The following is a 12,462-nucleotide window of genomic DNA, read 5'->3' on the forward strand; positions in this document are numbered from 1 at the left end:
CCCGGTAACGCATGACCTGCAACGAAGCAGAAGCCGTTGCCGTTGATTGCAATGCGTTACCGGTTTCGGACACGTTATCGGCGGTCGTTTGGGAACCGACCCTACCTCATTCAGGCAACACGGGTGCCGGCCATGGGCCGGCACCGCTACTTCATCAACGCGGCACCAGCTCCAGCGTTTCCAGCACCCACATCGTGGGACGGGTGTCGCCGGTGAAGCGCACGCACAGGTCCTGGCGGCCCTTCAGTGAACGCGGCAGCGCCGCTTCCAGCGTGATGAATCCATCCGCACCCGGGGTGGCCGGCAGCGGCACGCTGGCCAACGGCTTGCCATCGCACTGCGCGTTGAGGATGTCCATCTCACCATGCGCGCTGCGCGCCGGCACGAAGCGCCGCTGCGGCTCGTCGTGGGCCAGCTGGAAGTAGTACGGAATCTGCCCTGCGCGCACCCGCAGCTTCGCAATGCCGTCCACATCCGCGCCTTGCCATAGCCAGCACGGGTTGAAGATGTTGACGTTGAAGATCGCGCGCGCGCCGTCGGCCGGGCCGTCGTCTTCCAGCCGCAACAGCAGCTTGCCTTCGCCCGGGCACATCGCCAGGTGCTCGTCAGTACGGCTCAGCAACGACTGCGCGGTGACGTCGAAGCGGCTGGCCGCCTTGGCCAGCGCCTGCCCGTCGAAGAACGTGGCGGCCTGGACCCCCACCGGCAGCGGCTGGGTCAGCGGCGTGGTGTAGCGCGGCGACGCCGCGGTCACCGGGCTACCGTCCACGCTGTAGCGGATCTCGTAGTTGAGCGGGTTGCGCAGTGCCAACGTCGCGGTGCCCACCTTGCGGTCGTCGCTCACATCCGCTTCCACTTCGAACGGGGTCTGCGCATACGCGATGCCCATCGCCTGCCAGCGCTGCAGCTGCGACGGCAGGCGCGCCAGGAAGTCGGCGAAGTCGCGGCGCTCACGCGGCGACCAGCCGGTTTCGGCGACTGCGGCCAGGCGCGGGAACACGTTGTGGTGCAGGCGCGCGACACTGCGGGTGTGCTCGGTGAACATGTTGGCCTGCAGGCCCAGGATGTGCTGCTGCTTGTCGCGGGCCAGGCTGTCGGGCACCGGCTCGAACCCGTACACGCGGCCCAGCGGGGTGGTCAGCGGCCGGCCCGGCGGCTCGTTTTCCGAGTTGGTCTGCAGGTAATCCATGTACATGTCGGTGACCGGCGACATCACCACGTCGTGGCCTTCGCTGGCGGCCTTGAGGCCACCTTCGGTACCGCGCCAGGACATCACCGTGGCTTCCGGCGGCAGCCCGCCTTCGAGGATTTCATCCCAGCCTATCAGGCGGCGATCGTGCTGTTCGAGGAACTTCTCCAGCCGCTTGATCAGGTGCGCCTGCATCTCGTTTTCGGTGCCGGCACCCACTTCGCGCATGCGTTCCTGCACGCGCGCGGAGGCTTCCCACTGGTCCTTGACCGCCTCGTCGCCGCCGACATGGACGTACTTGGCGGGGAACAGCTGGATGACTTCCTCCAGCACGTTCTCCAGGAACTCGAAGGTGCTTTCTTCGGTGTTGAACAGGTTCGGGAACACGCCCCATTCGCTGAGTGGCTGCAACGGCGTATCGATCGTGCCCAGCTCGGGGTACGCGGCGATGGCGGCGGTGGCGTGGCCGGGCACGTCGATCTCCGGGATCACCTGGATATGCCGCGCGGCGGCGTAGGCGATCACTTCACGGATCTGGTCCTGGGTATAGAAGCCGCAATACGGGCGCGGCGCACCGGTGGCCGGGTCGCGCCCGCCATCGCCGGCCGGAATGCGGCAGCTGCCCACGCCGGTGAGCTTCGGGTAGCGCTTGATTTCCATGCGCCAGCCCTGGTCATCGGTGAGATGCCAATGGAACGTATTGAGCTTCTGTTCGGCCATCGCGTCGAGCACGCGCTTGATCTCGTCCAGGCTCTGGAAGTGGCGCGCCGAATCGAGCATCAGCCCGCGCCAGCTGAAACGCGGCGCATCGTCGATCTTCAGTGCCGGCACGACACCGTCGCTGCCGCCCGTGAGCAGCTGCGACAGGGTGGCCGCGCCATAGAACAGGCCTGCTTCGGTGGCGGCCTGCACGGTCACGCCGCGCGCATCGCTGCGCAGCTGGTAACCCTCGGCGCCGGTCTTCAGGGTGGCGTCGAGCACGAAGCGGATGCCGTCATTGCCGCGCGCGGTGGCCACGACCAGCGCGGGACCACCGCTGTGCTGCAGCTGGGTCGCGAACAGGCTGGCCACGCGCTGGGCGGCCGCGCCCTGCGCGCGCAGCGCGGTCGTGGAGGTGACGGTGTAGCCCGCGCCTTCGAGGCGTTGCAGCTGGGCGGGGGCGGGAATCAGTGGCAACGAGCCGGGCAGGGCGCGCGGGCCATCGGGGGCCTGGGCATCGGTGGCATGTGCCAGCGGGGCCAGCGAGAGCGCCAGGGCCAGCGGCAGCAGCGACAGCGAGGTACGACGGGTGCGGGTGTGCATCGGGTCATTCCTTTGGTGCGGTTTAAAAAAAACGGGCCCGGTTCCGGACCCGTTTTCAGTGGGCCGGAACGGCCCACCGGGTAGCGCCGGCCGTTGGCCGGCACACCAATGCCACATTAGTACTTGAAGCGGAAGTTCAGGTAGTACTGGCGACCGTTGGAGTAGAACGAGGTCGGAATGGACGCGCTCTGGTAGTACTTGTAGGTCGGGTTGTTGAGGTTCAGTCCATCCAGGGTGATGCTCATCCACTTGGTGGGTGCGTAGCTCAGCGAGGCCGACAGCGTGCCGAAATCATCCTGGTAGTACGGGTTCGCACCGGACAGGCTGATCAGGAACGAGGAACGGCGGGTGTAGCTGACGCGTGCACCGAAGGTTTCATTCTCGAAGAAGGCGCCCACGTTGTAGGTGTTCTTCGAGGTGCCCAGCAGGTTGTGGCTGCCGTCGGCCCAGGTGTGCGCCGAGCTGCCGTTGGCGTAGGTGTAGTTGGCGTTGATGCCGAAGTTCTCGCCGATCGGCTGTTCGTACGCCACTTCCACGCCGGTGACCTTGCCGTCGGCGTTGATCGGGGTGGAGACCGCGTAGGTTTCAAGCTGGTTGGTCAGTTCGCTGTACAGCTGCCGGTTGACCACGTCGAAGGCGATGTAGTCCTTCATGTCCATGTGGTATGCGCCCAGCGAAAGCAGGCCGCGCGGCATGAAGTACCACTCGAGGTTGGCATCGAGGTTGGTCGACAGGGTCGGCTTCAGGTTCGGGTTGCCGCCGCCGCCGGTGCGGTTCAGGTCCGAGCCCCAGGCAGACGCACCCAGCGCGGAGTAATCCGGCAGGGTCTGGGTCTGCGACGCGGCCACGCGCAGCACCAGGCTGTCGTCCAGGTCGAACTTGATGTTGGCGCTGGGCAGCACGCGATCGTGCTTGTTCTGGAAGGCCTGGCGCTGCCACATGCCAAACAGGCTGCTCACGTCGGCACGGGCCGCGTCGCTGACGGCCAGGTAGGTGTCGATGTCCTGCTTGATGTTCACGTAGCGCAGGCCGACGTTACCGCTCCACCAGTCGCCGGCGAAGTTGGCCTGCAGGTAGCCGGCGAAGTTCTTCTCCTTCACCTTCCATTCGGCGCCGTAGTTGTGGCGACCGGTCGGACCGTCATTGCCGTACAGCCAGGTGGAGTTGTTGAGGATCGCGGTCTTCAGCGCATCCGGGGTGTAGTACCAGATGTCGCGCGGGAAGGTGCCGCCGACGCCGCTGGCGAAATTGCTCGGGTACTGGCCGGTGGCGCTGCCTTCCAGGGCCGACCAGATGTCGCCCGGGCTGGCGCCTTCCGGCGACAGTGCTTCACGCTCGTGGTCGGCGAAGCGCAGGCCGAAGTCGAGCGAGCTCAACACGCCGCCGTCGCTGAAGTACTGGTTGAAGTCGAGCGTGGCCCACTTCTCCTCGTCCTCAGCCTTGACCAGCTGATTGCCCCAGGTGCCGAAGCTGCTGACGCCGGTCGGGCCGATGTCGCCGCCCACGCTCCAGTCAGCCGGGGAGCTGGCACCGTGCGTGGCCCAGCTGGCGCCGCCGCCGCGGCCCAGGGTGACTTCGGCGATGAACTGGCGCGGGGTCTCACCCGTGCCCTTGGTGGTGCCGGCCTGGAAGTTGGCGGTCAGGTTGTCGTTGATCGCCCAGTCGGCGTCGAAGGTGACGTAGCTGGTCTTTGCGGTTGCCTCGCGGTAGATCATGTCGTACACCGCGTAGTCGGTGCCCGGCACGCCCGCGTAGGTGGCGTTGGTGAGCACGCCGTCGGTGACGGTGTAGCCCGGGTTCGGCGCCTGGCTCTTGGCGAAGTTGCCGCCCCAGAGCATGAAGTTGCGGTTGTAGTTGTTCGCTTCCAGTTCGGAGGTGAAACCGCTCAGGGCCAGGGTGAGGCTGTCGATCGGCTTCCATTCCAGGGTCACCAGGCCACCCTTACGCTCGCGGGTCTGTTCGAACAGGGTCGAACCCAGCAGGCCGGGCACGCTGACGCCGATCAGGTCCGGGTTCGTCGCGGCCACCGGGTCGGTCGCTGCGATCTTGGTGAAGCCGCCCGGGATTTCCTGCGCTTCGCGGCGAAGTTCGCGCTTCTGGTAGAAGCCCTGCACCAGCACGCCGAAGGTGTTGTCGGCGTTCTTGTAGTTGAACAGGCCCGAGTACTGCGGATCGGTGGAGTCGGCCTGGTCGGAGCGCACGGCGCCGACCGATGCTTCCGCGCTGATCTGCTTGGAGAACTGCAGCGGGGTGCGGGTGATGATGTTGACGGTACCGGTGGTGCCGCCGTCCTGCAGCTTGGCCTGCGAGGACTTGTTCACTTCCACCGAGCTGACCAGTTCCGACGGCAGCAGCGAGTAGCTCACGCTGCGGCCGACGTTGTTGCCCTGGCTGAGCACGAACCAGTCGGCCGAGCCGACGCTGTGGCCGTCGATCAGGGTCTGGGTGAGGCTGGGGCTGGTGCCGCGCAGGCTGACGCGGTCGGCTTCGTCGAAGCCGCCTTCGTCGGCGCTGGCCGAGCTGATGTTCACGCCGGGCAGGCGCTGCAGGGTGTCGGCCACGTTGTGCGCCGGCAGCTTGCCGACGTCTTCGGCGGTGACCACTTCCAGGCGCGCATTGGCATCACGCTTGGTGTCGAGGGATTTCTCCATCGAACCGCGAATACCGGTGACGACCACGGTGTCCAGGTCGGTGGCGGTGGGCTGTGCTTCCTGCGCATGGGCGCCGAAGGCGATACAGCTGAAAATGGCTGCCGAAAGCAGGCTCTTGCGGTGGTTCATGATGTCTCTCCTCATCAATCGTTGGTGCGCCAGCGACGGCGTGCGGTTTGCGATGCGTGCGATCAAGCGTCCGTGCGGCCGAGGTACCAGCTGGCGGCGCCGATGACGCCCAGCTGCCCGTGCTCGACCACCTTCACGGGTATGCGTTCCAGCGCCTCGCGCATCGGACCCTTGTTGAGGTACCGGGACACGAAGGTGCTGTTCAACAGGTATTCGCGGATCTGCGGCAGGATGCCGCCAGCCAGGTACACGCCACCGTGGGCGCCGTACTGCAGCGCCATGTCACCGATGGTGCTGCCGAGCAGGCCGCAGAACACGTCCAGGCTCTGGCGGGCCAGTGCGTCCTGGTTGCCCACGGCCGCGGCGGTGATCGCATCGGGCGTGGCCAGCACGGCCGGCTGGCCTTCGATCGCGCACAGGGCGCGGTAGAGGTTCATCAGGCCCGGGCCGGACAGCGCATGTTCGACCGAGACGTGGGCGAGGTCGCGCTGCATCTGCCGCACGATCGCCATTTCCAGCTCGGTGCTCACCGCCAGCGTCGGCTGGCCGGCTTCGGTGGCCAGCACCACCGCGCCATGCGCGGTCGGGATCCACAGCGCCGCACCCAGCCCGGTGCCCGGGCCAACCACCAGGGTCGGACCGCGCGGGGCGGTGGCCGGGCCGGTCAGCTGCAGCACGCCGCTGGCATCGACCTGCGCGGCGGCGTAGGCCACGGCTTCGAAGTCATTGACGATGTACACCGTTTCCAGGCCGAGGTCGGCCTCGATCTGGCGCGCCGACAGCGGCCACGGCACGTTGGCGGTGATCACCGTGCCGTCTTCGCGGGCATACCCGGCGGTGGCCACCACGCAGTGCGCGGGGCGGTCGCCGTCGGCGATGAAGGCCTGCAGGATCGCGCTCAGGCCGGCGTAGTCGGCGTTGCGGAACTTGCGGTATTCGAGCAGCTGGACCGGATGGGCCGGGTCCGGGCTGGCCTGTACACGGGCCACGCGGACATGCGTGCCGCCCACGTCGGCCGCCAGGAACGGCGGCATCGAGAGGGGGGCGTTGGCCGATACGGCGTGGGCGGCTGCGGTCACACGGGCTCCCTTGGGATACGTACGGCCAGGTCTGGACCCCGGCGATTGAGCGGAGTCTGTAATCGTTCTGACAACGATGTCAACGATAACCTCACACTTTCGATGCTGCGGCGCAGCGACCTGCGTCACAAGAAAACGTTTTCAGTCCAGTCCCGTCAAGATCTCGTAAAGCCGTTGCAATCAGGGGCTGTGTGAAGGCGCAGCGGGGCGTTGCGGGGTTTCTGTGCAGATGCAGCATGCGGTTTTCCCCGATCTGCGCGGAAACCAATTGTTGACAAAGCCGGGTGGCCCATCGAATAAATGTGACAACGTTGTTCCCAGCCACTCTTCCGACGCCGCCCGCGTGCCGTCGATGCAGGAGCCCTCCAGATGTCTGCCGTGCCTGCTGCTACCGCGCGTTCGAGCGTGGCCACTTCGATCCTCATCATCGGGGTGCTGTTCTTCCTGATCGGCTTCTTCACCTGGCTCAATGGCCCGCTGATCACCTTCGTCAAACTGGCCTTTGAGCTGGACGAGGTCGGCGCCTTCCTCGTGCTGATGGTGTTCTACCTGTCCTACTTCTTCCTGGCGCTGCCGGCCTCGTGGATCCTCAAGCGCACCGGCATGAAGAAGGGCCTGAGCCTGAGCCTGCTGGTGATGGCCGCCGGTGCGGTGGTGTTCGCGCACTTCGCGCAGCAGCGCTGGTATCCCGGTGCGCTCAGCGGCCTGTTCATCATCGGCAGCGGCCTGGCCCTGCTGCAGACGGCGGTGAACCCGTACATCAGCATCCTGGGCCCGATCGAAACCGCCGCGCGCCGCATCGCGCTGATGGGCATCTGCAACAAGATCGCCGGCATGATCGCCCCGTTCCTGATCGGCACCCTGGTGCTGCACGGCATCGGCGACCTCTCCGAGCAGGTGGCCAGCGCCGACCCGGTGACCCGCAACGCGCTGCTGGATACCTTCGCGGCCAAGATCCAGATGCCGTACATGGCCATGGCCGGCCTGCTGGTGGTGCTCGCGGTGGGCGTGCTGTTCTCGCCGCTGCCGGAAATCAAGACCGCCGAAGCCAACGCCACCCCGGCGCGCGCGCCCGGCCTGGCTGAACGCAGCAGCATCTTCCAGTTCCCGCACCTGTGGCTGGGCGTGCTGTGCCTGTTCGTGTACGTGGGCGTGGAAGTGATGGCCGGTGATGCCATCGGCACCTACGGGCACGGGTTCGGCCTGCCGCTGGACCAGACCAAGCTGTTCACCTCCATCACCCTGTTCGCCATGCTGGTGGGCTACCTGGCCGGCCTGGCGCTGATTCCGCACCTGGTCTCGCAGCAGCGTTACCTGAGCATCTCGGCCAGCCTGGGCGTGCTGTTCTGCATCGGTGCGCTGTTCACCCATGGCTATGTGTCGGTCGGCTTCGTGGCCGCGCTGGGTTTTGCCAACGCCATGATGTGGCCGGCGATCTTCCCGCTGGCGATCCGGGGCCTGGGCCGCTTCACCGAAACCGGCTCGGCGCTGCTGGTGATGGCCATCGCCGGTGGCGCGATCATCCCGCAGGCGTTCGCCGTGCTGAAGCAGCATTTCGACTTCCAGTGGGTGTTCGCGGGCCTGATGGTCCCGTGCTACCTCTACATCCTGTTCTACTCCCTGCGCGGCCACCGGGTCGGGCTGCCCCGCGACGGGCAGTGATCGGCGATCATGGACGCCCAACCGGTGAGCCAGGAAAAGAGCATGCGTAGAGCGACCATCAAGGATGTCGCCGAACGGGCCAAGGTGTCGTTGAAGACCGTTTCGCGGGTCATCAACAACGAACCGTCGGTCATGCAGGCCACGCGCGCGCGCGTGCTGCGCGCCATCGCCGAACTCGATTACGAGCCCGATCCCGCCGCACGCAACCTGCGCACCGGCACCACGCTGGTGATCGGGCTGGTCTATGACAACCCCAACCCGTACCACATCATCGGTGTGCAGAACGGCGTGCTGGCCGCGTGCCGCGAGACCGGCTTCGGGCTGCAGATCCACCCCTGCGATTCCAGTTCGCCGATGCTGGCCGAAGAGCTCGCCGACTGGGTGCAGCGTTCGCGCCTGGCCGGGCTGGTGCTGACCGCGCCGATGTCCGAACGCCGCGACCTGGTCGCCGCGCTGACCGCGCGCGGCATCAAGCTGGTCCGCATCATCGCCGCCACCGCCGATCCGCAGGATGGCGCGTGCGTGTTCGTGGACGACCGCGAGGCTGCCTACGAAATCACCGAACACCTCATCCAGCTCGGCCACCAGCGCATTGGCTTCCTCTGGGGTGGCTCCTCGCACCGTTCCAGCGGCGAACGCCATGCCGGTTACGAAGCCGCGCTGCGCGACTACGGCATGACCGTGGACAAGCACCTGGTGGTGCAGGGCGACTACACCTTCGACGACGGTTTCCGTGGCGCGCGCCGGCTGCTGGCGCTGCGCGAGCCGCCCACCGCGATCTTCGGTTCCAACGATGAAATCGCCGCCGGCGTGCTCGCCGCAGCCAAGTCGGCCGGCATGAACGTGCCCTACGACCTGTCCATTGCCGGCTTCGAGGACAGCCCGTTCTCGCGCCAGTCGTGGCCGCCGCTGACCACCGCCAAGCAGGCCACCGAAGACATCGCGCGGCATGCCGCGCGCCTGCTGATCGCGCAGCTGCGCAGCGATGCGTATGACGATGCGCCGCTGCAGCTGCAGAACCAGGGCTTCGTACCGCAGCTGGTCGTGCGCGGTTCGACCGCGCCGATGCGGCCGGTCGGCGCGCGGCCCCCCACCCCTGAAACCACCTGAGTCCCGCATGTCCCTGCCAGCCCCGCACGACACCCTGATGTTCCGCGAAGCCGCCGAAGCGGCCGACGTGATCGCCGCGCAGTTCGCGCGCAACGAAGCGACGGTGCAGACGCTGGCCGCGACCCTGCGCGCGGCGCCGCCGCCGTTCGTGGTGACCTGCGCGCGCGGCAGTTCCGACCACGCCGCCACGTACGCCAAGTACCTGCTGGAAACCAGGCTGGGCCTGGTGACGGCCTCGGCCTCGCCGTCGGTGGGCTCGGTGTACGAATCCCCGCTGCAGCTGCGCGGCGCGCTGTACATCGTCATTTCGCAGTCGGGCAAGAGCCCGGACCTGCTGCGCAACGCCGAGGCCGCGCGCGCGGCCGGTGCGCGCGTGGTGGCACTGGTCAACGTGGAAGATTCGCCGCTGGCGCAGCTGGCCGAAACCGTGATTCCACTGGGCGCGGGCGCCGAACGCAGCGTGGCAGCCACCAAGAGCTACCTCGCCTCGCTGTCGGCGATCCTGCAGCTGGTGGCGTACTGGAGCCAGGATGCCGGGCTGATCGCCGCGCTGCGCACGTTGCCCGACGCACTGCGCCAGGCCTGGAACAGCGACTGGTCCGCCCTGACCGACGGCCTGGTGCCGGCGCACAACCTGTTCGTGGTCGGCCGTGGCCTGGGCCTGGGCGCGGCCCAGGAAGCGGCGCTGAAATTCAAGGAAACCTGCGGCCTGCACGCCGAAGCCTACAGCTCGGCCGAGGTCAAGCACGGGCCGATGGCACTGGTGGGCCCGGGCTTCCCGGTGCTGGCCTTCGCCCAGCCTGATGAAACCGGCGCAGGCACCCGCGCGGTCGCCGCCGAGTTCGCCGCGCGCGACGCGCAGGTCTGGCTGGCTGCTCCGGATGGCGACCTGCCGCTGCCGCAGGCACCGCACCCGGCCTGCGCGCCGCTGCTGACCGTGCAGGCGTTCTACAAGGCCATCAACGCACTGGCGCTGCGCCGCGGTCACAACCCGGACCTGCCGCCGCACCTGAACAAGGTCACGGAGACCGTCTGATGAAGACCGTCCTGCGCAATGCCCGCATCCTTACCGCTGATGGCTTCCGGGATGATCTCGCGCTGGTGATCGAAGCCGGGCGCATCACCGCGCTGGTGTCCGATGCCGCCCCGCAGCTGGGCAGTGCGGCCGAGCAGGTGGATCTGGGGGGTGGCTGGTTGCTGCCCGGGTTTATCGATGCGCAGGTCAACGGTGGCGGTGGCGTGCTGTTCAACAACACGCCCGACGTGGAGAGCCTGCGCACGCTGGCCGCCGCGCACCGCCGGTTTGGCACCACCGCGCTGCTGCCGACGCTGATCAGCGACGACGTGCAGGTGATGCGTAAGGCGATCGACGCGACCCGCCAGGCGATTGCCGATGGCGTGCCCGGGGTGATCGGCATCCACCTGGAAGGCCCGTACATCGCGCCGGCCCGCAAGGGCACCCATGATGCGAACAAGTTCCGCGTGCCCGATGCCGATGAGATCGCGATGGCGGCCTCGCTCGACAACGGCGTGACCCTGCTGACCCTGGCCCCGGAACGGGTGCCGCTGGACAGCATCCGCGCGCTGGTCGAACGCGGGGTGATCGTCGCCGCCGGGCACACCGCTGCAACATATGAGGAAGCACGCGCGGGGCTGGAGGCGGGCATCCGCGGCTTTACCCACCTGTACAACGCGATGTCGCCACTGACTGGGCGTGAGCCCGGTGCGGTCGGTGCGGCGCTGGAAGATCGCGGCAGCTGGGTGGGCATCATCGCCGACGGCGTGCACGTACACCCGGCCAGCCTGCGCGTGGCGCTGGCAACCAAGCCCCAGGGCAAGGTCATGCTGGTCACCGATGCGATGCCGCCGGTGGGTGCCGACAGCCCCAGCTACGAACTCTATGGCGAAGTGATCACCGCTGTGGACGGCGTGGTGCGCAATGCCGCCGGTTCGCTGGCCGGTTCGGCGCTGGACATGGCCACCGCCGTGCGCAATGCAGTGGACCTGCTGGGTCTGACGCTGGAGGAGGCCGCGCGGATGGCCTCGCGCTACCCGGCGCAGTTCCTCAACGTGGATGATCGCCTCGGCGAGATCGCCGAGGGCTACCAGGCCGACCTGGTGCTGCTCGACGACGCGCTGCAGGTGCGCGCGACCTGGATCGCCGGCGAGCGCGAGGACGCATGAGCACGCCTTCCTCTTCGCGCATGGGCTCGATCGATGCCCTGCGCGGGCTGACCGTGGCTGCGATGCTGCTGGTCAACAACCCCGGCGACTGGAGCCATGTGTTTGCACCGCTGCTGCATGCGGACTGGCACGGCTTTACCCCCACGGACCTGATTTTCCCGCTGTTCCTGTTCATTGCCGGGGTGTCGCTGGCCTACAGCCTCGCACCGCGCGCGGCGGATCCCACGTTGCGGCCGGCGCTGGCCCGCACGCTGCTGCAGCGTGCGCTGCGCATCCTGCTCGCCGGTGCGCTGCTGCACGTGTTGGCATGGTGGCTGTTCGAGCTGCCGGCGTACCGGCTGTGGGGCGTGCTGCAGCGCATCGCCGTGTGCGTGGCGATGGTGGGCCTGCTGGCGATCCACACCCGTGCGCGCACGCAGTGGGCCGTGCTGGCCGGCCTGCTGCTGGGCTACGCGGCGTTGCTGCTGGGCGCCGATACGCTGGCCCCGTGGTTGAACCCGGTCAGCCGGGTGGACACTGCCCTGTTTGCCCCGTTCCTCTACAAGTACGACGCGGTGACCCGGCTGGGCCACGACCCTGAGGGCCTGCTCAGCACGGCCGGCGCTCTCGCCACCACGCTGCTGGGCCTGATCGCCGGCCGCTGGCTGCGAGCCGGCAACGTGGGGGCGCTGGGCGGCTTGGGGCTGGTGCTGCTCGGCGGCGGCCTGCTGCTGGCGCCGGTGCTGCCCTTCAACAAGAACCTGTGGACGCCCAGCTACGTCCTGTGGACCGGCGGCCTGTCGATCGTCGCGCTGCTGCTGGCGCACCTGCTGGTCGACCGCTGGCACTGGCCGGCACTGGGCCGCCGATTCGGGGTCAACGCGATCGCGGCCTACCTGGGCTCGTCGGTGATGGCGCTGGTGCTGATCGCCAGCGGCGCATGGGCCGCGTACTACGCGGCGCTGGCCCGCGCGCTGCCGGGCATGCCGGCGTTGGCGTCGCTGCTGTGTGCCGTAGGGTTCGTGCTGTTCTGGTGGGTCGTCGCGTGGGCGCTGGACCGTCGCGGGGTATACCTCAAAATATGAATGCGCGGGCCGTTTCCGCGAATATCCAGAAACCGCCCAAATTTTACCTCCGCCTCACATCCGGACAGTAAAAGTACCTTCGCCGGCCTGCG

General features: G+C 67.7%; 8 protein-coding genes. 5 read left to right on the plus strand and 3 right to left on the minus strand.

The genetic code is table 11. The annotated features are described in order from the left end of the window. Nucleotides 1-154: 154 nt before the first annotated feature. From KVS69_RS00670 to KVS69_RS00680, 3 genes are all read right to left on the minus strand, one after another. The gene (locus KVS69_RS00670) at nt 155-2,491 is read right to left on the minus strand and encodes a family 20 glycosylhydrolase (protein ID WP_217535794.1); all 2,337 of its coding nucleotides are present in this window, start codon (nt 2,489-2,491) and stop codon (nt 155-157) included. Between the two features lie 116 nt (nt 2,492-2,607). Then, nucleotides 2,608-5,271: a TonB-dependent receptor gene (locus KVS69_RS00675; RefSeq protein WP_217535796.1), complete on the minus strand. Its 2,664-nt coding sequence runs from the start codon at nt 5,269-5,271 to the stop codon at nt 2,608-2,610. Nucleotides 5,272-5,333: 62 nt separating this feature from the next. Next, nucleotides 5,334-6,305, minus strand: a complete 972-nt coding sequence (locus KVS69_RS00680; RefSeq protein WP_217535862.1) for a glucokinase family protein — start codon at nt 6,303-6,305, stop codon at nt 5,334-5,336. Nucleotides 6,306-6,719: 414 nt separating this feature from the next. Between KVS69_RS00680 and KVS69_RS00685 the strand changes: the two genes are divergently transcribed. The 5 genes from KVS69_RS00685 to KVS69_RS00705 are packed head-to-tail and all read left to right on the plus strand — an operon-like array spanning nt 6,720 to nt 12,370. After that, complete coding sequence (locus KVS69_RS00685; protein ID WP_068854025.1) at nt 6,720-8,012, plus strand: sugar MFS transporter; 1,293 nt, start codon at nt 6,720-6,722, stop codon at nt 8,010-8,012. A gap of 42 nt (nt 8,013-8,054) precedes the next feature. Next, on the plus strand, nt 8,055-9,122 hold the full coding sequence (locus KVS69_RS00690) for a LacI family DNA-binding transcriptional regulator (RefSeq protein ID WP_217535799.1): 1,068 nt from the start codon (nt 8,055-8,057) through the stop codon (nt 9,120-9,122). A 7-nt stretch (nt 9,123-9,129) separates the two neighbouring features. Continuing rightward, a complete protein-coding gene (locus KVS69_RS00695; RefSeq protein ID WP_217535801.1) occupies nt 9,130-10,158 on the plus strand; it encodes an SIS domain-containing protein in 1,029 nt (342 codons plus the stop codon). Continuing rightward, the gene (gene nagA, locus KVS69_RS00700; protein ID WP_217535807.1) at nt 10,158-11,306 is read left to right on the plus strand and encodes an N-acetylglucosamine-6-phosphate deacetylase; all 1,149 of its coding nucleotides are present in this window, start codon (nt 10,158-10,160) and stop codon (nt 11,304-11,306) included. The genes KVS69_RS00695 and nagA overlap by 1 nt, the downstream gene beginning before the upstream one ends. Beyond that, complete coding sequence (locus KVS69_RS00705) at nt 11,303-12,370, plus strand: heparan-alpha-glucosaminide N-acetyltransferase domain-containing protein (protein ID WP_217535811.1); 1,068 nt, start codon at nt 11,303-11,305, stop codon at nt 12,368-12,370. The genes nagA and KVS69_RS00705 overlap by 4 nt, the downstream gene beginning before the upstream one ends. Nucleotides 12,371-12,462: the final 92 nt, after the last annotated feature.

It is taken from the genome of Stenotrophomonas sp. GbtcB23, assembly GCF_019091045.1.
Taxonomy (GTDB): Bacteria; Pseudomonadota; Gammaproteobacteria; order Xanthomonadales; family Xanthomonadaceae; genus Stenotrophomonas; species Stenotrophomonas rhizophila_A.

Excerpts from the sequence above, each read along its gene's own strand:
- KVS69_RS00675 (WP_217535796.1), bottom strand. The coding sequence starts at position 5,271 with ATGAACCACCGCAAGAGCCTGCTTTCGGCAGCCATTTTCAGCTGTATC.
- KVS69_RS00685 (WP_068854025.1), top strand. The coding sequence starts at position 6,720 with ATGTCTGCCGTGCCTGCTGCTACCGCGCGTTCGAGCGTGGCCACTTCG.
- KVS69_RS00670 (WP_217535794.1), bottom strand. The coding sequence starts at position 2,491 with ATGCACACCCGCACCCGTCGTACCTCGCTGTCGCTGCTGCCGCTGGCC.
- nagA (WP_217535807.1), top strand. The coding sequence starts at position 10,158 with ATGAAGACCGTCCTGCGCAATGCCCGCATCCTTACCGCTGATGGCTTC.
- KVS69_RS00705 (WP_217535811.1), top strand. The coding sequence starts at position 11,303 with ATGAGCACGCCTTCCTCTTCGCGCATGGGCTCGATCGATGCCCTGCGC.
- KVS69_RS00695 (WP_217535801.1), top strand. The coding sequence starts at position 9,130 with ATGTCCCTGCCAGCCCCGCACGACACCCTGATGTTCCGCGAAGCCGCC.
- KVS69_RS00680 (WP_217535862.1), bottom strand. The coding sequence starts at position 6,305 with ATGCCGCCGTTCCTGGCGGCCGACGTGGGCGGCACGCATGTCCGCGTG.
- KVS69_RS00690 (WP_217535799.1), top strand. The coding sequence starts at position 8,055 with ATGCGTAGAGCGACCATCAAGGATGTCGCCGAACGGGCCAAGGTGTCG.